The following is an 18,093-nucleotide window of genomic DNA, read 5'->3' on the forward strand; positions in this document are numbered from 1 at the left end:
GAGATTATGGTAGCGGCAGTTAACATCATTCAAATTGATTGGAATGATTATGAACATCAGAGAAAATGATTTTAGTCGTATCGACCTGAACCTACTGACGGTACTGATGGTACTGTTTCGTGAACGCAGCGTGTCGCGGGCAGCAGAAAAGCTGTATCTGGGGCAACCGGCCGTCAGCGGTGCACTGGCACGTCTGCGTGACATGTTCAATGACCCACTGTTTATCCGTACCGCTCAGGGTATGGAACCCACCCCAAGGGCGCAAACGCTGGTGCTGGCATTGACACCCCTGCTGGAAGAGATGCAGCAGGTGCTATTCCAGCCACCCAATTTCGTTGCCGCCACGGCGCAATACAGCTTCCGGATAGGCATGGCCGATTGGGTCGAAATGTGGCTGATGCCCGCGCTAATGGCTGACCTGAAACAGCAGGCACCCGGTATCACTCTAAACGTGGTGGCCACCGATCCATTCCAGGACAGTGATGCACTGGAACAGGATCGTATTGACCTGGCCATTTCCGTCGCACCATCCGGGCCTAAATGGCTGCAGCGAGAAGTGTTGACCAAGATGCGCTTCTGCACTCTGTGGCATCCGGGACAGCTAAACCTGCCTACCCCGCTGCCGCTGGCGAATTACATTGCTAACGACCACTTGTTGGTTTCCTACCGTGGCGCAAACACCAGCGCTATCGATGAACAACTGACCCTTCATGGGCTGCAGCGTATGGTGCGTTACACCAGCCCGCACTTCGCCACACTGCCGCTGATCCTGCAGCGCAGCCCGGCACTGGCCACCGTACCTGAAGGGCTGGGCAAAATCTGGAGTCAGGATTACGGCCTGAAGCACAGCGAGCTACCGCTAGATCTCCCACCTTTCGAAGTGGCCATGCTGTGGCATCACAAGCGCAGTCAGGACCCCGCGTTACTGTGGCTGATGGAGCGGATACGTGCGCTGGTGGCATCCACTTATTATCTGGCGGAGTGAACCACAAACAGCCGTGACTCGAATCCGCCGCTTTTAAAGGTGCTTGTATTGACCCACCCCGGCTGCGTGCGACCAAAATCCTGATTGAAATCACCGCCGCTGACCAACCAAACCCGACGATGGGTCGCAGACAAGGACTTCAGATTATCGACGTAAGTTTGCGCCGCCCGATCGTGGAAAAAGGTACCGAACCCGTAGGCATTGGGTTTACCGGAAAGCCCATTGGGCTTGGCCGGCGTATACAACAATGCACGATAATCTTTTTTGTTGTAATACACGTAGCTCAGGTAATTAAACATATTACTGACAACAACGGCATCCCCAGGCTGGTAGCCGTTGTTGATATAGTGCACCATCCCCTTAAACTGATCTTTGTCTGACGAATAATCATTCTGTAGCCCACTACCGAACAACAAACCGACCAGCAACAGTAATGAGATCCTATAGGCTTTATTTTCGCTTTCCGTAATTAAAATGGCCAGGATGATCGGAATACCTAATGAGGCGAAAAACAAATAACGGTCGACGAACAAGGGTGTACGCAATGAAATGATAAACAGCAGGGTCACCGGAAGAAATACGCTGCACAGCAACAGCAAAGGATATTTCCTGTCGCTTTGCCGCCCCCGCAGCCACAAATACGACAACCCGGCGAAGCACAGCGGCAATAGCCAAAAAATTATCCCAGGATAGCCTCGGCCATCATTACCGGCGAAAAAGCGCCAATACATAGCGGGTAAGTCGCTCCACTCAACCTGAGGTATCCACCCCACATCCCCGCCAACTCTCAATTCTGCAATATGAGTCAACAAATCGAACAGCACTAACAGCCATGGGATATAGGCCAACCCTATCGCCAGGTTGGCCAACCACCAGGCCGGTTGTTTGAGATAATTCACTGGCTCATCACGCTGGAACGATAAAGCCAGCAATACTATCCAATGACTGAATAAAGCAAAAATGGTGAAGTAATGGGTATAAAAACTCAGCGTCACCAGCAACGCATAGGCGAACAAATAGCGGCGGTTGTCCGGTTTTTTCAGCCACATCATCAACGCCATGGTGGCTGCAATCGTCAACATGCCCATCAGCGCATACATTCGCGCTTCCTGGCTGTAGCGCACTGCCATCGGCATGATCGCGACTAACCAACCCGCCAGTAGCGCTGCCCGTTTGCCGGCAATCCAGCGGGTCAGTTTGATCGTCAATGCGACCGTAATGACGCCAAATACCAAACTGAGCGAACGGACCGCCAGGATACTGTCACCGAACAGGGACATCCAACCATGCAGTAACAGATAATAAAGCGGGGGATGAACGTCAAAAGAAGCGTGGTACAACAATGCCCCCACGTCATAACGACTGGTCAGAACGCTGGATGCCTCGTCACACCAAAAATATTTGTCGGTTAAAGAAATAAACCGAATAACCGCCGCGAATATCACGATCAGATACGCATAATGCCTATAGCCGATGCCCTTCACCCTGTTGTTCATCAAGGGAGTATTTGATATTTGTTGCAGTGACATAGCCACATTCCACCGAGTTGTTCCACACAATGTGGAGACGCGGTGTCATCATTGCCGAGAAGAGGTAAATGGCGACTCAATCATCGCGAAAAAGTCCGTGAATCTTTTCCGGAAAAATTACATTCTGCGTACTCCGCCCGTGAACCACGGGTTCCCCCTTCAGATACCTGAACCCAGACAGAGAATACTCACGCATTGTCCTGCCGGCAGCCGCCCGAAAAGCCACGCTAAACTAAAGAGGCCGAACACAACCCGCTGACAGGCAGCGCCGTAAAAAGGGAACGCCATCATGCACAGAGAACGACACAGCATAGAGAAGATAGGTTGGCTCAGAGCCGCAGTCCTTGGCGCTAATGATGGGATCGTATCTACTGCGAGCTTGCTGCTCGGGGTAGCATCGGCCAACGTCACCCACCAAAGTATTCTGCTAACCGGCATTGCCGGTTTGGTTGCCGGGGCGATGTCGATGGCAACTGGCGAATATGTCTCCGTATCCTCTCAGTCAGACACCGAGAAAGCCGCCCTGGCGGAAGAACAGGCCGAGTTGGATGCCGATTTTCAGGGTGAATTTCGCGAGTTAACCTCAATTTATGTCCATCGTGGTCTGGACGTTACGCTGGCAAAACAAGTGGCTGAAAAACTGATGAGCCATGACGCTTTAGCCGCACATGCGCGTGAGGAGTTAGGCATATCGGAAATCACTACAGCCCGCCCCTTGCAGGCGGCTTTGGCCTCTGCTGCGAGTTTCTCGGCTGGGGCAATCTTACCCTTATTGGTCGCCGTGATTGTCACGGGCCCGTGGGCGATCCCAGCAATTGCCCTTTCAGCATTGCTATCTCTGGCCATTCTGGGTGGCGTTGCCGCTAAAGCAGGCGGTGCACCCATACGCCCCGGCATTATTCGCATTACTTTCTGGAGTGCTCTGGCGATGGGTGTTTCATCAGGCGTCGGTGCACTTTTTGGTTCGATGGCCGGCTAAATACTGCTCCTCAGCCTCGGCTAATATCCTTATGAAGCCGGTGAGAAATGCATCCATCAAGACTGTGCGGATCTTACCGCCGTAGAAGTAGAAAAGGACCGACCGAATACCAAGGCTGACGTAATCACCATGCCTCCCCCTTGCAGGGTTCATTACCCGGTAGCGGATAATGAACGTAAAAAATCCCGACATAAGCCGGGATTGATTTACTTTGGTTATGCCGGTTGCGAAACCGGAATGTGTTGGGTAGTTACCTGCTCTGCGTAGCTTTCGAGCAGGATAAATGGATACTTGAATTCCCAGGTGTCTCCTGCGGCTGATACTGTCGGAGCACCTACGCCAGAAAAACAACGCCCATCGACAGAGATAGCCAGCGAGTATGCAGGAACTGTGTTCAGAACCTCATCGAATTCAGTACCTGGTTCCATTGGCACTGACATGCGGCCAAGGTATTTGTTCAGCAATACAGCATTTTCAAACTGGCCTGCGACTTCAACCTTAGTAAGAGTCTTAGCTTGCTCTGGGGTCAAAGTAATGTCGTTGTTTTCGCTAATAATCAGATTTGCCATGTGAGGCTCCTTGTCATTGACACTGTATCCATATACAGCCCATGAACGTTATCTATTAAGAAGCTGAGCATCACTTGGTGATCGTTGTCTCAAAGGTCACACAACGATGAATAGATGAGTGTCCTGAGCCACTAAAATCCACTGTTTAATCTGCACTAACAAACGGCTGCGTCGCTCTAGCAATATCGAGTCTGTCTGGCCGTGCGATAGGGGTCGCTCTCAACGACACCTGACCCCGTGACGTACTGCGATTTCGTCTGAACACTGGTGACCATAGCCTGATACTGGTAGATCTGCCAGGTGTAGGTGAGAGTGAGCAACGGGATAAAGAATATGAATATCTATATCGCAATATTCTCTCTGAGCTGGATCTCATCCTGTCGGTTATCAAAGCCGATGATTTAGTGAGGGGGTTTTGCGTAACTGATTGAATCGAAATGGTACGCCCTACAGGGCTCGAACCTGTGACCTACGGCTTAGAAGGCCGTTGCTCTATCCAACTGAGCTAAGGGCGCATGGGGATGCGGCAACCGGAAGTTGCGGAGTGGGATTATACGGTCAGGGGTTACTGAGTCAATGCCTTTTCATAACGTTACGGCGGCAGCCGTGCTTTATGGCGTTTTTTCAACCATTACTGCCCCCGCCCACGGCGTTAACATCATCATTTGTTTTGTATTAAATCCAGCGGCGAGTCAGCGCTGCGTTGAGCCAGGCCGGAATTGGCCGGTTCGATAAGACGTTCTGATTGTTGCTCCGTAGGGCGCTGCAGGCAAATGCGTGCTGAATGCACCATTGCATTGATATTGCCCCAATCAGCATGTTCAGTCGCCAGTAGATTGCAGGCAACCGACAGCGGCTGGCTTAACGCAGCACTCACCGGTGCGGCATTGAGTGAAGCCTGACCCATCGGGGCCCATGCCAGTAGCATAAGCCCCACCCCTCTGATGCTTATCATGCGTGCAACCTCCGGCACAGTGCGTTCAGACGCGTTATCCATGAGGACGGTGCTTTGTGTGCAGCACGTTGATGCAGCGCAATCAACTGCGCAACGTCTGCCGGGTGTAATGACGAATCGAACACGGTTTCCCCCACGTGTCTTGGTGGATACGCCAGACTATCGATGGGCTGGTGCAAAGAGTGTAACCGAGTGATGACCATCATGATTTCTCCTCCCGTACCGCAATCTCACTGATTGCAGCTTACGTGGCACAAGGTAAAAAAGGCGTAGAGGATCATTCTGTTGGTATAAAAAAAGCGTAAATCACGCCCAGCAAACGCCATCGATCGCGATTCAACGCCTGACAGCGCGCTCCGCTTCTGACAAAATAGCGTCATTCCCCGCTTTTCTTAATTGATGGATTTCCTCACTGATGTCAGCAAAGATTATTGATGGTAAAACGATTGCGCAGCAGGTTAGAAACGAAGTGGCTGAGCAAGTTAAACAACGTCTGGCTGCCGGTAAACGTGCTCCAGGTCTGGCGGTAGTGCTGGTTGGCGAAAATCCAGCCTCACAAATCTACGTCGCCAGCAAGCGTCGCGCCTGTGATGAAGTGGGCTTTATCTCCCGCTCCTACGATCTACCTGCCACCACCAGTGAGGCCGAATTGCTGGCGCTGATCGATCGGCTGAATGCCGACGGCGAGATCGACGGCATTTTAGTGCAGTTGCCGCTGCCCGCTGGCATCGATAACGTCAAAGTGCTGGAACGCATACATCCGGATAAAGACGTCGACGGTTTCCATCCGTACAATGTCGGCCGCCTGTGCCAACGCGCGCCTAAGCTGCGTCCATGTACGCCACGCGGTATCGTGACGTTGCTAGAGCGCTATAACATCGATACCTACGGTCTGAATGCCGTGGTGGTTGGCGCGTCCAACATCGTCGGTCGCCCAATGAGCATGGAGCTGCTGCTGGCGGGTTGCACGACGACGGTGACGCACCGCTTTACCAAAAATCTGCGCCACCACGTTGAAAACGCCGATCTGCTGGTCGTTGCGGTCGGTAAACCGGGCTTTATTCCAGGCGACTGGATTAAACCGGGTGCCATCGTCGTTGATGTCGGCATTAACCGTCTGGAAAGTGGTAAAGTGGTCGGGGACGTAGATTTTGATGCCGCCAGTGAGCGAGCTGCCTATATTACGCCGGTTCCGGGTGGCGTTGGCCCAATGACCGTTGCTACACTGATCCAAAATACCTTGCAGGCCTGCGAGGTTTATCACGACGTTCAACCTAAATAAGTAAGGCAGTATGGAAACTTTTAATCTGGAAAATCACCCGCACGTCGAACTGTGCGATCTGCTCAAGTTCCAGGGCTGGTGCGAAAGCGGCGGTGCCGCCAAAGAAGTCATCGCCGATGGGCAGGTGAAAGTGAACGGTAAAGTTGAAACGCGTAAGCGCTGCAAAATCGTTGCCGATCAGGTCGTGGAGTTTAACGGCGGCAAGGTGGTTGTTAAGCCGTAAACCCCGCTCCATAGAAAAAGGCGCTGAGTAAACCCCAGCGCCTTTTTTGTTTGTTAACCTAACGCGAATTACTTACGGCGCCAGGTCGTCCCCTGCGGGCCATCTTCCAGCACGATGTTCATCTCGTTCAAGCGATCGCGCGCAGCATCCGCCAGCGCCCAATCTTTAGCTTTACGGGCATCGTTACGTTGCTTGATTAAGGCTTCAATCTCTGTCACTTCAGCATCGTCAGCTTGTGCACCGCTTTGCAGGAACAATTCTGGTTCTTGCTGCAACAGGCCCAGCACCTTCGCCAGCTTGCGTAATTCCGCTGCCAACCCATTAGCTGCATTCAGGTCTTCAGCCTTCAGGCGGTTAACTTCACGCGCCAAATCAAACAGGGCTGAATACGCTTCCGGCGTATTGAAATCGTCGTCCATCGCCTCGCGGAAACGGCTTTCAAATACTTCACCGCCCGCCGGTTGAGCGTTGGCATCGGTACCGCGCAGCGCGGTGTACAGACGTTCCAATGCCGTGCGTGCCTGTTTCAGGTTCTCTTCGCTGTAGTTCAGTTGGCTACGATAGTGGCCAGACATCAGGAAGTAACGGACGGTTTCGGCGTCGTAGTAACCCAACACGTCGCGGATGGTGAAGAAATTATCCAATGACTTGGACATTTTCTCTTTGTCGATCATCACCATACCGGAGTGCATCCAGTAGTTCACGTACGGGCCGTCATGCGCACAGCTTGACTGAGCAATCTCGTTCTCGTGGTGCGGGAACATCAGATCGGAACCGCCGCCGTGGATATCAAAGTGGGTACCCAACTGCTTACCATTCATGGCAGAACATTCAATGTGCCAACCCGGACGGCCTGCGCCCCACGGGGATTCCCAGCTTGGCTCACCCGGCTTGGACATCTTCCACAGCACGAAATCCATTGGGTTGCGCTTCACGTCGTCGATTTCTACGCGTGCACCGGCTTGCAGTTGATCCAGATCCTGGCGTGACAACAAACCGTATTGCGGATCGCTGTCAATGGAGAACATCACGTCGCCGTTGCTGGCCACATACGCATGATCACGGTCGATCAGACGCTGGGTGATCTCAATGATTTCAGCGATATGCTGGGTCGCACGTGGCTCGATGTCCGGGCGTTCGATCAACAGGGAATCAAAGTCGGCATGCATTTCTGCCAGCATACGCGTGGTCAGTTGATCGCAGCTTTCGCCGTTTTCTGTCGCGCGACGGATAATTTTGTCATCAACGTCGGTAACATTACGCACGTAGTTCAGCGAATAGCCGAGATAACGCAAATAACGCGCCACCACGTCGAAAGCAACAAAGGTACGCCCGTGGCCGATATGACACAGGTCATAGATGGTTACCCCGCACACGTACATGCCAACTTTACCGGCATGAATGGGTTTGAATTCCTCTTTTTGACGACTCAGGGTATTAAAAATCTTTAGCATCGGGACATTCCGTGGTGTGCGTGATAACAAAAAGGTCATTAGGGGTTAACCCAGTAGCATATTGAAACCCGAAGCCTGATCTAATGCAAGGTTAAGGCCACGCTTTGCTGAGCTGAACCGTGGAAAACGGCGATAAATCAGGGAATACAACCAGTGTTATAATATAACAAAAACACTTTTACCACAGACTGTGCGCGGTTTAGCCGCTGCTGACTCATTAAAGGAGATATGTTATAACGACGGTCTGATTGTTCACTCGCTCTACGTGACATCTCACTTCATCTTGTTAGGACTAAAACTATGGTTACTTTCCACACTAATCACGGCGACATCGTTATCAACACCTTTGCTGACAAAGCGCCGGTTACCGTTGAAAACTTCCTGAACTACTGCCGTGACGGCTTCTACAACAACACCATTTTCCACCGTGTTATCAATGGCTTTATGGTTCAGGGCGGCGGTTTTGAGCCTGGCATGACTCAGAAAGACACCAAGGCTACCATCAAGAACGAAGCCAACAACGGTCTGAAAAACACCATCGGTACCCTGGCAATGGCGCGTACCAACGATCCACACTCCGCGACTGCACAGTTCTTCATCAACGTAGCTGACAACGACTTCCTGAACTTCCGCGGCGAAAACGCGCAAGGCTGGGGTTACTGCGTGTTTGCTGAAGTTGTTGAAGGCATGGACGTGGTTAACAAGATCAAAGGCGTGAAAACTGGCCGCAGCGGCATGCACCAGGACGTGCCGGTAGAAGACGTGATCATCACCAGCGTTACCGTCAGCGAGTAATCGCGGCTGCATGCACCAGCTGTTTATCGCAGATCTGCATTTAAGCGCACAGGAACCGGCAATCACTGCCGGTTTTCTGCGCTTTTTGCGGCAAGATGCCATTCACGCCGACGCCCTGTACATTCTTGGCGACCTGTTCGAAGCCTGGATCGGCGATGACGATCCCGAGCCGCTGCACGGTGAAATCGCCGCGGCGTTGAAGGCGCTGCAACAGGCTGGTGTGCCCTGCTATTTTATCCACGGTAATCGTGACTTTCTGGTTGGCAAACGCTTTGCCCGCGCCAGCGGTATGCAGCTGCTGCCGGAAGAAAAGGTGCTGGACCTGTACGGCCGCAAAATACTGATCCTGCACGGTGACACACTCTGTACCGACGATCATGCATACCAAGAATTCCGCAGCAAAGTGCATAACACCTGGATCCAACGGCTGTTTCTGGCAATGCCGTTGCGTTGGCGTCTTAAGATCGCCGCCAAAATGCGCGCACGTAGCCAACAGAGCAACCAATACAAGTCTGAATCTATTATGGACGTCAACCCGCAAGCGGTTGAACAGGCAATGTTACGACACAACGTTCACTGGATGATCCACGGTCACACACACCGTCCAGCCGTGCATGATCTGACGCTGAGCAACGGTAAAGCCCACCGCGCAGTACTGGGTGCCTGGCACGTTGAAGGCTCAATGATCAAAGTCAGCGCTGACGCCGTCGAATTGATCCAATTCCCCTTCTAAGTTCCTGACATATTGCGCGAGTAAAAAATTCGCGCTTTTGACGGTGAAAACTGGCGACGCAACCGTTTTCCTTGCCGTGCGCTCATGGTATGCTCTACGCCCTCATTCGGCCTCCCGCCGCAGGCAACCGGCCGTCGTTTGTACAATTACAGGAGCCTTACACCCATGGGAGCCAACGCCGCTTCAGCCACCCACGCTGGGGTTAAAATCGCAATTGTAATGGGATCGAAAAGTGACTGGGCCACCATGCAGTTTGCGGCCGACGTCCTGACCTCGCTCAATGTCCCGTTCCATGTCGAAGTCGTTTCCGCTCATCGTACGCCAGATAAGCTGTTCAGCTTCGCCGAACAGGCAAGTGCCAATGGCTTTGACGTGATCATCGCCGGTGCGGGCGGTGCTGCGCATCTGCCAGGCATGCTGGCCGCGAAAACTCTGGTACCGGTGCTGGGTGTGCCGGTGCAAAGCGCCGCATTGAGTGGCGTAGATAGCCTGTACTCCATCGTACAAATGCCACGTGGTATCCCCGTCGGTACGCTGGCGATCGGCAAAGCCGGCGCCGCTAATGCCGCACTCTTGGCAGCGCAAATTCTGGCACTGCACGACCCGCTGCTGGCACAACGCCTGGCAGACTGGCGTCAAGCGCAGACCGACGACGTACTGAACAACCCGGATCCGCGGGAGGAAGCATGAAGCCGGTTTGCGTACTGGGCAATGGTCAGTTGGGGCGCATGCTGCGCCAGGCCGGTGAACCGCTGGGTATCGCCGTCTATCCGGTTGGCATCGACGCCGAACCGGAAGCTGTGCCTTATCAAAACAGTGTGATCACCGCCGAGATCGAACGCTGGCCGGAAACGGCACTGACGCGCGAATTAGCGACCCATAATAGTTTCGTCAACCGCGATATTTTCCCGCGTTTGGCAGATCGTCTGACGCAAAAACAGTTGCTCGATCAACTGGGTCTGGATACCGCACCTTGGCAGCTGCTGGCCAACGCCGCCGAATGGCCGCAGGTATTTGCCACCCTCGGTGAGCTGGCCATTGTCAAACGCCGTGTGGGCGGATACGACGGTCGCGGCCAATGGCGTTTACGCCCAGGCCAGGAAGCCGAGTTGCCGGCAGATGCCTACGGTGAATGCATCGTCGAACAAGGTATTAACTTCTCTGGCGAGGTGTCTTTGGTTGGTGCGCGTGGGCACGATGGCAAGTCCGTGTTCTATCCGCTGACCCATAACCTGCATGAAGAAGGTATTCTGCGCACCAGCGTCGCATTGCCGCAGCCTAACCCAGCCTTGCAGCATCAGGCCGAGCAGATGCTAACCGCCATCCTTGATGAGCTGAACTACGTCGGTGTGATGGCGATGGAGTGCTTTATCGTTGGCGATCGTCTGTTGATTAATGAACTGGCACCCCGCGTACACAACAGCGGCCACTGGACGCAGAACGGCGCGTCCATCAGCCAGTTCGAACTGCATTTACGTGCCATTCTGGCCCTGCCGTTGCCAAAGCCGGTGGTGAGTACGCCGTCAGTGATGGTTAACCTGATTGGCACCGCAGTGAATCAGCAATGGCTGGCATTACCGCTGGTACATCTGCACTGGTACGAAAAAGAAGTACGTGAAGGTCGCAAGGTCGGGCACCTGAACCTGAACGATCCTGATGCCGTCGCTCTGCAACAGTCATTACTGGCTCTGGCACCGCTGTTGCCAGCCGAATACCAAAGCGGCCTGGCCTGGGCGCAACAAAAGCTGGCTTAAGCGTTACGCCGCACCAAAAAAAAGGGTTCAACTCAATGGGTTGAACCCTTTTTTACTGCCGATGAAAAGCTAATCACGCTGTACCCTAAATAATTGGAGTTGCATCGCGGCGGCAAGCTTGTAAGCCCCTGGAGCATAGATAACTATGTGACTGGGGCACGCAAGCGCAGCCAACAAAGAGGCAGCTTCAAGTATGACGGGTATAGCCCTGCGGATTTTTGCTCTGCCAATTCCAGGTATCACGCATCATCACGTCAAGCCCGCGTTGCACTTGCCAACCTAGCTCCTGTTTTGCCAACCCGGCATCAGCCCAGAAGGCAGGTAAGTCGCCCGCCCGGCGCGGTAAAATCTGATAAGAAATGGTGACACCCGAAGCTTTTTCAAACGCTTTCACCATCTCCAGCACCGAGTAACCGACCCCGGAGCCCAGGTTATACGCTTTGAAACCAGCGATCTGCGGTAAGTGATCCATCGCCGCCAGGTGCCCCTGAGCAACATCCATCACGTGAATGTAGTCACGCACGCCCGTCCCATCTTTAGTGGGATAGTCGCCGCCAAATACGCTCAGCGTTTTCCGCTGACCAATCGCCACCTGGGCAATGTAAGGCAGCAAATTATTAGGGATGCCGCTCGGATCTTCACCAATCAAGCCGGACTCGTGAGCGCCCACCGGATTGAAGTAGCGCAGAGCGATAATCGAAAATGCCGGCTCCGCCTTGGCAAAGTCCTGCAGGATCTGCTCTACCATCCACTTGGACGTACCGTAGGGGCTGGTGGTGCCGCCGATCGGCATATCTTCCCGATAAGGTACCGGTGCATGCTCGCCGTACACCGTGGCGGAGGAGCTAAAGATAAACCGATGAGCGCCCGCCTGACGCATAGCTTCCAGTAACACCAGCGTGCCCGCCACGTTGTTTTGATAGTACTCCAGTGGCTTTTGGGTGGACTCCCCCACCGCCTTCAGACCGGCAAAATGGATCACGCAGGCGATCGGCTGCTCCTTAAAGATCCGCTGCAAGCAGTCGGCATCCTGTACATCGCCCTGGTAGAACTTCACGGCTTTGCCCGTCAGCTGTTCCACACGGCGTAAAGACTCTTCAGATGCGTTAATCAAATTGTCCAGCACCACCACATCTTCACCACGTTCCAACAATGTCAGTACGGTGTGCGAACCTATATATCCGGCACCGCCGGTAACCAGAATCGTCATAATTTTCCCTTAATCTGTGCCTGACGCAAAACTCGTCCTATGGCGAGCCACACGTGAGCGCTTAACGTGAGCCAATGTTACGTAACGGCTTACCGGCCATCAGATTGCGCTCAATATGTTCCAGAGAGATATTCTTCGTTTCTGGAATCAATGCCAGCGTGATGAAAATAAACACGACATTGAGTGCCGCATACACCCAGAAGGTGTGTGCACTGCCCAGCGAATTCAGCATGGTCAGGAATGTCGCACCGACGATCATGTTGGCGATCCAGTTGGTTGCTGTGGAACAGGTGATACCAAAATCGCGGCCTTTCAGTGGCTGAATCTCTGAGCACAGTACCCAGATCAGTGGGCCGGCACTCATGGCAAACCCGACAATAAACATCAGCAACATGATAATGGCGAAGTATTGTTCCGTCGGTGAACTCATCCCCACATTCATCATCGTCCCCAGCGCCCCCATGCCCACGGCCATGACGATAAAGCCCAGCGTCAGCGTCGGTTTGCGTCCCCAGCGATCAACCAAACCAATGGCAATAAAGGTGGCCAACACGTTAACCAAGCCAACAATAACCGTGCCCCACATCTGCTGCGCAGTACTGGCAAAACCCGCCAGGCCAAAAATCTTCGGCGCGTAATACATGATGACGTTCATCCCGGTGAACTGCTGCATTACCTGTAGCAGAACGCCGAGGAAAACGGCACGTCGGAAATTTTTATTGTCCTTAAACAACGTCCAGCCACTTTGTTTCAGCTTAAGGCTCTCACGGATTTCGTTCAGTTCGTGCTGTGCCTGGGCACTGCTGTCGCGCAGTTTTTCCAATACCTGGCGCGCCTGCTCATGACGATTACGTGAAGCCAGCCAGCGTGGGCTATCCGGCAAGAAAAATACCCCAATCAGCAGCAATACGGCAGGAATCGTGATCACCCCCAGCATCCAGCGCCAGGCACCGGTATAGCTGAATGCAGTATCCGACAGGTAAGCGGCCAGGATACCGATGGTAATCATCAGCTGGTACATGGAAATCATACTGCCACGGATTTTTTCTGGTGCGATTTCAGACAGATAAATAGGGGCGGTGTAGGATGCAACACCCACCGCCAGCCCAAGCAGCACGCGAGAAATCAACAAGATCTCCACGTTGGGTGCCGCAGCTGAGCACAGCGAACCCACGACAAACAAGACTGCGCCAATCATCAGGCTGTATTTACGCCCGATGCGGAAGTTCATCCAACCACTGCCCACGGCACCGACAGCAGCCCCAAACATCATTGAGCTAACCACCCACTCCTGCTGGGAGCTCGTGATATGGAACGAATCCGTAATAAATGGCAGGGCACCCGCAATGACGCCGATATCCAGACCAAACAGCAACCCGGCCAGCGCAGCCAAAAAACAGACGAAAAAAGTCATACCTGCATTGTTTTGGCTTTTATCCGCCGCTGCAACGTTGACGGTAGTACTCATACTGCCTCCGATGAATAACGTTCTTAAGTTGTCGTTATGATAGGAGGCAATCCATCCAAGAGAAGTGAGTGCGATCACATTAGTGGAAACGATTACATTATTTTATTTTCGATACACAAAAACAAGCCAGCCTGTAAAACCACTAAATAGCATTGATTTTAATGAATAATAACAACATTTACTCTTTTACCATGACGAGACAGGTAACATCTCCTTACCCTAATGCGCGGTGTGCATTTTAATAATCCGAACCATAAATGTAATCGATTTCACAATAAATCTATCAAGCGCCAGAACCCATTGGCAAGGAACGGAAATGACATACGGGAGGTTTTTGACACACGAGGGGCATGGTGGCAGGAGCAATATTTTGTTCAGGCGGCCCCGGAATCAGGGCCGCCTGATAATGAGGGCGAGTTACCCGTCGTAACTGCGGAACAGTGCCTGACCGCGCAACAACCTCACGCCCAGCCAACCACCACATAGCGATAGCAGCAGCGCACTGAGTAACGGCAGCGCCCACCACAGCACAGGCGTTGGCGCCCAGGGGAAGTCAAACACCTGGCTTTGCAACAGCCACAAGGCAGCTTCCGCGCCCACCGCAGCAGCAATGCCCGCGACCAGCCCCAGTAAGGCAAACTCACACCATAACGTGCTGCGTAACAGGCGTTTGCCGGCTCCTAACGTGCGATACACCACCAGTTCCTGACGCCGTTGGCGCATGCCTACCTGCACCTGGGCCATCAATAGCAAACCACCACAAAGCACCACCAGCACCACCATCACTTCCAGTGCGCGGCTCACCTGCTGCAGCACACCGCCAACCTGTTTGAGGATCGAACCTATATCCAACAGGCTGAGCGTCGGGAACTGGCGATTAAGCTGGGTCAACATCTGGCCGTCCCCGTCGTAGCGGAAACTGGTGAGCCAGGTTTGTGGCTGACCGTCCAGCGCACCCGGCGGGAAGATGAAGTAAAAGTTCGGTTTCAGGCTTTCCCAATCCACCTGCCGCAGGCTGGTGACTTTCGCGCTGAAAGACTGGGTATCACCGCTAAAGGTCAGGGTATCGCCCAGCTTGACGTTGAGCCGCCCGGCAATGCCTTGATCCATCGAGACCTCCCCAGTCTTCGGCGGCCAGTTGCCTGCCAGCAAAGGATTGTGCGCGGGCAGATCAGCCAGCCAGGTCAGGTTCAGCTCACGATTCACTGCCTCACCGCCCGGATCGTCCTCATGCACCCGTTCGGTCGCCACCTGCTTGTTAATCTCGGTCAAACGTACGCGGACAATCGGGTAGTAAGTCTCCGGGTTAATTTGATGTTGCTGCAGGAAGGTTTTCACCTGCGGCACCTGGGCTTCTGTCAGATTCAGCAGGAAGTAGTTCGGGCTATCCGGCGGCAATTGCTGCTGCCAGCGGTCGAGCAAATCACCGCGTAGAACCAGTAGTAATGCCAACAACATGAACGACAAAGAGAAGGCTGCCAGCTGGCTGACCGTGACCCAGGGTTGGTGCAGCAGCCGATTAACCGCCAACCGCAGTGCAAGATTTTTCAGCGTAATCCGGCGTAGCAATAACAAACTGCCCCAACCAATACCGCCCAACAATAAGGCCAGCACCAAAATACCGGCGAGGATAGACCACAACAGCGTGCTGGCCCCCATCAGCGCGGTCAATAACACCACGACAATCAACGCCGTCGCTGGCAGGAAATAGCGCAGTGGCCAGACAGTGGCCACTACATCGCGCCGCAATACCCGGAGCGGTTGAGTCGCCAGTAACTGACGGTACGGGCGTAACCCCACCAGCAACGAAATCATCAGCAACGCGCCGATTGCCCACAGCCACGGCCAGGTACCCGCCGCGGGCAGTTCAGCTGGCAGAACGGGGGCCAGCAACCGAATTAACACGGCCTCAAACCCCAGCCCGATAAGCCCTCCACAGGCGGCGGCCAGCAGGATCACGGCCAGCCACTGGCCAACAATCAACTTACGCAACGCGCTACGGCCCGCGCCCAGCGTTTTTAACACAGCGATCAGATCGTAACGGCTACGGCAATAGTGGCTCATCGCCACCGCCACGGCGGCAATCGACAGCAGCAGCGTCAGCAACGCCGACAGCAACAGGAACTGCTGCGAACGCTGTAGTGATTTGCCCAACGCACTGCCAGACTCCTGCGGCCCAAACCAGCGCTGATCGGGTGTAAGTTGTGACGTCAGGCGATCCTCGTAACGCTGGACATCTTGCGGGGCGCCGGCAAACATATACCTATAGGTCAGCCGACTGCCGGGCTGCACCGCCCCGGTTTTATCCACGTCCGCCAGATTGATCATGATGCGTGGCGCGGTCTGGAACGGGTTGAAGCCAGAATCGGGTTCCTGAAGGATTTCACCGACGATACGCAAGCGGGTATCGCCAACATCCAGCGTATCCCCCACCTTCACGTTCAACAGCGCCAGCAAGCGCGGGGCGACCAATACACTCCCCGGCGTCAACTTGACGTTGGCAGGACGCGTTTCCAGTTTGCCGTACAGCGGATAGGCCAGATCGGTGGCCTTCACGTCTGCCAACTGCGGCCTGTCCCCGGCATAGGTCATGGTGGTAAACGACAGCTGCCGGCTGACTTTCAGCCCTTGTTGCTGCGCATCCAGCAACCAGCCATCCGGTACCGGTCGGGCGCTGCGCAATACCCGGTCGCCCGCGATAAAGTCACGACTCTGCTGGCTCAGGCCCTTATCCATACGATCACTGATGCTACCCAGAGCCAGCACACAGGCCATCGACAGCGTGAGCGCTAACCAGACGATCAGCAGTGACGGCGATCGCCACTCTCGCCAAAACCAACGCCAGATCATACTTCCTCCCACAGCTTGCCTTCGCGCAGGCGCAACCGACGTTGGCAGCGCGCCGCCAACGTTTCATCATGGGTCACCAGGATTAGCGTGGTGGAAAAATCGCGGTTGAGGGAAAACAGTAAATCGGCAATGCGTTCACCCGTCTGGCGATCAAGGTTGCCGGTCGGTTCATCAGCAAACAGCACCCGCGGCCTACCGCTGAACGCCCGCGCCAGCGCGACACGCTGCTGCTCGCCACCGGAAAGCTGCGCCGGCAGGTGAGTAAGGCGTTTGCCCAGCCCAAGCTGTTCCAACAACTGCACCGCCTGGTCTCTGCTTTGGCGATCGCTTTCACCACGCAATAACGCCGGTAACTGCACGTTTTCCAGCGCATTGAGCGTGGGTACCAACATAAATGACTGAAACACAAAGCCGACATTCTTAGCACGCAGCGCGGCCCGGCCCTCTTCATCCAACGCGGTCAGCGACTCGCCCAACAAATGCACGTCCCCCTCACTGCCGTCATCCAACCCGGCGAGGATCCCCAGCAACGTTGATTTCCCCGAGCCGGACTCGCCAATCAAGGCAATTGTCTGTGCGGGTTTGACAACCAGCTCGACTCCGGTAAGGATGGAGAGCTGATGCTCACCCTGACCAACGTGTTTACTAAGATGATGAACTTCAAGAACGTTTTCCGCTGGCATCTTCCCTTCCTTTTGCTGTTGGGATTATTCAGTTTACGCGCTATCGCCGCCGATACATTATTGATTTTAGGCGACAGTTTAAGCGCCGGTTACCGCTTGCCGGTGGCGCAGGCCTGGCCGACGTTGCTGGCCGAGCAGTGGCAGAAAAAACCGGGTGATCCGCAACTGGTCAATGCCAGTATCAGCGGCGACACCGCCGCACAGGGGTTGGCACGTCTGCCCGAGTTATTGAAACAACACCAGCCACGCTGGGTGCTGATCGAACTGGGTGCCAACGACGGTCTGCGTGGTTTCCCAGCGCAGGACCTGCAGCGCGATCTCAGCCAGATTATCACTTTGGTGCAGAAAGCCGGCGCACAGCCATTGCTGATGCAGATCCGTATTCCCCCTAACTATGGCCGCCGTTATACCGAAGCCTTTAGCGCCATTTACCCAGCGCTGGCTAAACAGTTCAACATCCCGCTTCTGCCGTTCTACATGGAACAGGTGGTGATTAAAGCGGAATGGATGCAGGATGACGGATTGCATCCCAATAAGGATGCCCAACCGTTTATCGCCACCTGGATGGCGGAACGCCTGGAACCTCTAGTAAAACACGAGTCTAATTAAATAGGGCTGCACACT

General features: G+C 54.1%; 18 protein-coding genes and 1 tRNA gene. 9 read left to right on the forward strand and 10 right to left on the reverse strand.

The genetic code is table 11. The annotated features are described in order from the left end of the window. The first annotated feature begins 49 nt into the window (after positions 1-49). Positions 50-985, forward strand: coding sequence for a LysR substrate-binding domain-containing protein (locus ACI2J2_RS12270; RefSeq protein ID WP_400768362.1), 936 nt, complete (start codon positions 50-52; stop codon positions 983-985). On the opposite strand, the gene ACI2J2_RS12275 is transcribed toward ACI2J2_RS12270, so the two are convergent. Further along, positions 970-2,514 carry a glycosyltransferase family 39 protein gene (locus ACI2J2_RS12275; protein WP_400768365.1) on the reverse strand — a complete coding sequence of 515 codons (1,545 nt, stop codon included), beginning with the start codon at positions 2,512-2,514 and terminating at the stop codon, positions 970-972. The two genes, ACI2J2_RS12270 and ACI2J2_RS12275, sit on opposite strands and share 16 nt — an antisense overlap. 289 nt (positions 2,515-2,803) lie before the next feature. Between ACI2J2_RS12275 and ACI2J2_RS12280 the strand changes: the two genes are divergently transcribed. Continuing rightward, a complete protein-coding gene (locus ACI2J2_RS12280; protein ID WP_400768368.1) occupies positions 2,804-3,493 on the forward strand; it encodes a VIT family protein in 690 nt (229 codons plus the stop codon). A gap of 215 nt (positions 3,494-3,708) precedes the next feature. On the opposite strand, the gene ACI2J2_RS12285 is transcribed toward ACI2J2_RS12280, so the two are convergent. The 4 genes from ACI2J2_RS12285 to ACI2J2_RS12300 all read right to left on the reverse strand — a co-directional run bounded on the left by ACI2J2_RS12285 (position 3,709) and on the right by ACI2J2_RS12300 (position 5,223). Continuing rightward, the gene (locus ACI2J2_RS12285) at positions 3,709-4,062 is read right to left on the reverse strand and encodes a hypothetical protein (protein ID WP_400768370.1); all 354 of its coding nucleotides are present in this window, start codon (positions 4,060-4,062) and stop codon (positions 3,709-3,711) included. Positions 4,063-4,500: 438 nt separating this feature from the next. Continuing rightward, positions 4,501-4,577, reverse strand: a tRNA-Arg gene (locus ACI2J2_RS12290). A gap of 146 nt (positions 4,578-4,723) precedes the next feature. Further along, complete coding sequence (locus ACI2J2_RS12295; protein ID WP_400768373.1) at positions 4,724-4,990, reverse strand: hypothetical protein; 267 nt, start codon at positions 4,988-4,990, stop codon at positions 4,724-4,726. A gap of 23 nt (positions 4,991-5,013) precedes the next feature. Further along, positions 5,014-5,223, reverse strand: a complete 210-nt coding sequence (locus tag ACI2J2_RS12300) for a hypothetical protein (protein WP_209636423.1) — start codon at positions 5,221-5,223, stop codon at positions 5,014-5,016. A 209-nt stretch (positions 5,224-5,432) separates the two neighbouring features. Between ACI2J2_RS12300 and folD the strand changes: the two genes are divergently transcribed. Next, the gene (gene folD, locus ACI2J2_RS12305; RefSeq protein ID WP_209636425.1) at positions 5,433-6,299 is read left to right on the forward strand and encodes a bifunctional methylenetetrahydrofolate dehydrogenase/methenyltetrahydrofolate cyclohydrolase FolD; all 867 of its coding nucleotides are present in this window, start codon (positions 5,433-5,435) and stop codon (positions 6,297-6,299) included. Positions 6,300-6,309: 10 nt separating this feature from the next. Further along, a complete protein-coding gene (gene ybcJ, locus ACI2J2_RS12310; RefSeq protein WP_037417915.1) occupies positions 6,310-6,522 on the forward strand; it encodes a ribosome-associated protein YbcJ in 213 nt (70 codons plus the stop codon). Between the two features lie 68 nt (positions 6,523-6,590). On the opposite strand, the gene cysS is transcribed toward ybcJ, so the two are convergent. Further along, a complete protein-coding gene (cysS, locus tag ACI2J2_RS12315; RefSeq protein WP_209636428.1) occupies positions 6,591-7,976 on the reverse strand; it encodes a cysteine--tRNA ligase in 1,386 nt (461 codons plus the stop codon). A 300-nt stretch (positions 7,977-8,276) separates the two neighbouring features. Here cysS and ppiB point away from each other — a divergent pair, with 300 nt between their 5' ends. From ppiB to purK, 4 genes are all read left to right on the forward strand, one after another. Next, positions 8,277-8,771, forward strand: a complete 495-nt coding sequence (gene ppiB, locus ACI2J2_RS12320) for a peptidylprolyl isomerase B (RefSeq protein WP_209636430.1) — start codon at positions 8,277-8,279, stop codon at positions 8,769-8,771. Positions 8,772-8,781: 10 nt separating this feature from the next. Further along, positions 8,782-9,504, forward strand: coding sequence for a UDP-2,3-diacylglucosamine diphosphatase (locus tag ACI2J2_RS12325; RefSeq protein ID WP_209636432.1), 723 nt, complete (start codon positions 8,782-8,784; stop codon positions 9,502-9,504). Positions 9,505-9,669: 165 nt separating this feature from the next. Further along, entirely contained in the window at positions 9,670-10,194 is a 525-nt protein-coding gene (purE, locus tag ACI2J2_RS12330; RefSeq protein ID WP_404760165.1) for a 5-(carboxyamino)imidazole ribonucleotide mutase, read from the forward strand. Further along, positions 10,191-11,258: a 5-(carboxyamino)imidazole ribonucleotide synthase gene (purK, locus tag ACI2J2_RS12335; protein WP_265554520.1), complete on the forward strand. Its 1,068-nt coding sequence runs from the start codon at positions 10,191-10,193 to the stop codon at positions 11,256-11,258. The genes purE and purK overlap by 4 nt, the downstream gene beginning before the upstream one ends. Positions 11,259-11,445: 187 nt before the next feature. Here the strand turns inward: purK and galE are convergent, their stop codons facing one another. From galE to ybbA, 4 genes are all read right to left on the reverse strand, one after another. Next, a complete protein-coding gene (gene galE / locus ACI2J2_RS12340; protein ID WP_400768387.1) occupies positions 11,446-12,468 on the reverse strand; it encodes a UDP-glucose 4-epimerase GalE in 1,023 nt (340 codons plus the stop codon). A 61-nt stretch (positions 12,469-12,529) separates the two neighbouring features. Beyond that, positions 12,530-13,936, reverse strand: a complete 1,407-nt coding sequence (locus ACI2J2_RS12345) for a sugar porter family MFS transporter (protein ID WP_209636439.1) — start codon at positions 13,934-13,936, stop codon at positions 12,530-12,532. A gap of 417 nt (positions 13,937-14,353) precedes the next feature. Beyond that, positions 14,354-16,786, reverse strand: coding sequence for a putative ABC transporter permease subunit YbbP (ybbP, locus tag ACI2J2_RS12350; protein ID WP_400768390.1), 2,433 nt, complete (start codon positions 16,784-16,786; stop codon positions 14,354-14,356). Beyond that, positions 16,783-17,469: a putative ABC transporter ATP-binding protein YbbA gene (ybbA, locus tag ACI2J2_RS12355; protein WP_265554526.1), complete on the reverse strand. Its 687-nt coding sequence runs from the start codon at positions 17,467-17,469 to the stop codon at positions 16,783-16,785. The genes ybbP and ybbA overlap by 4 nt, the downstream gene beginning before the upstream one ends. Here ybbA and tesA point away from each other — a divergent pair. Next, the gene (gene tesA, locus ACI2J2_RS12360) at positions 17,440-18,078 is read left to right on the forward strand and encodes a multifunctional acyl-CoA thioesterase I/protease I/lysophospholipase L1 (protein ID WP_265554879.1); all 639 of its coding nucleotides are present in this window, start codon (positions 17,440-17,442) and stop codon (positions 18,076-18,078) included. The genes ybbA and tesA overlap by 30 nt on opposite strands. Positions 18,079-18,093 lie beyond the last annotated feature (15 nt).

Source organism: Serratia sp. NPDC087055, from assembly GCF_044900985.1.
Taxonomy (GTDB): Bacteria; Pseudomonadota; Gammaproteobacteria; order Enterobacterales; family Enterobacteriaceae; genus Serratia.

What these genes read in the sequence shown, in the direction of transcription:
- ACI2J2_RS12270 (WP_400768362.1), top strand. Translation starts at nt 50, where the DNA reads ATGAACATCAGAGAAAATGATTTTAGTCGTATCGACCTGAACCTACTG.
- ACI2J2_RS12275 (WP_400768365.1), bottom strand. Translation starts at nt 2,514, where the DNA reads ATGTCACTGCAACAAATATCAAATACTCCCTTGATGAACAACAGGGTG.
- ACI2J2_RS12280 (WP_400768368.1), top strand. Translation starts at nt 2,804, where the DNA reads ATGCACAGAGAACGACACAGCATAGAGAAGATAGGTTGGCTCAGAGCC.
- ACI2J2_RS12285 (WP_400768370.1), bottom strand. Translation starts at nt 4,062, where the DNA reads ATGGCAAATCTGATTATTAGCGAAAACAACGACATTACTTTGACCCCA.
- ACI2J2_RS12295 (WP_400768373.1), bottom strand. Translation starts at nt 4,990, where the DNA reads ATGCTACTGGCATGGGCCCCGATGGGTCAGGCTTCACTCAATGCCGCA.
- ACI2J2_RS12300 (WP_209636423.1), bottom strand. Translation starts at nt 5,223, where the DNA reads ATGATGGTCATCACTCGGTTACACTCTTTGCACCAGCCCATCGATAGT.
- folD (WP_209636425.1), top strand. Translation starts at nt 5,433, where the DNA reads ATGTCAGCAAAGATTATTGATGGTAAAACGATTGCGCAGCAGGTTAGA.
- ybcJ (WP_037417915.1), top strand. Translation starts at nt 6,310, where the DNA reads ATGGAAACTTTTAATCTGGAAAATCACCCGCACGTCGAACTGTGCGAT.
- cysS (WP_209636428.1), bottom strand. Translation starts at nt 7,976, where the DNA reads ATGCTAAAGATTTTTAATACCCTGAGTCGTCAAAAAGAGGAATTCAAA.
- ppiB (WP_209636430.1), top strand. Translation starts at nt 8,277, where the DNA reads ATGGTTACTTTCCACACTAATCACGGCGACATCGTTATCAACACCTTT.
- ACI2J2_RS12325 (WP_209636432.1), top strand. Translation starts at nt 8,782, where the DNA reads ATGCACCAGCTGTTTATCGCAGATCTGCATTTAAGCGCACAGGAACCG.
- purE (WP_404760165.1), top strand. Translation starts at nt 9,670, where the DNA reads ATGGGAGCCAACGCCGCTTCAGCCACCCACGCTGGGGTTAAAATCGCA.
- purK (WP_265554520.1), top strand. Translation starts at nt 10,191, where the DNA reads ATGAAGCCGGTTTGCGTACTGGGCAATGGTCAGTTGGGGCGCATGCTG.
- galE (WP_400768387.1), bottom strand. Translation starts at nt 12,468, where the DNA reads ATGACGATTCTGGTTACCGGCGGTGCCGGATATATAGGTTCGCACACC.
- ACI2J2_RS12345 (WP_209636439.1), bottom strand. Translation starts at nt 13,936, where the DNA reads ATGAGTACTACCGTCAACGTTGCAGCGGCGGATAAAAGCCAAAACAAT.
- ybbP (WP_400768390.1), bottom strand. Translation starts at nt 16,786, where the DNA reads ATGATCTGGCGTTGGTTTTGGCGAGAGTGGCGATCGCCGTCACTGCTG.
- tesA (WP_265554879.1), top strand. Translation starts at nt 17,440, where the DNA reads ATGAACTTCAAGAACGTTTTCCGCTGGCATCTTCCCTTCCTTTTGCTG.
- ybbA (WP_265554526.1), bottom strand. Translation starts at nt 17,469, where the DNA reads ATGCCAGCGGAAAACGTTCTTGAAGTTCATCATCTTAGTAAACACGTT.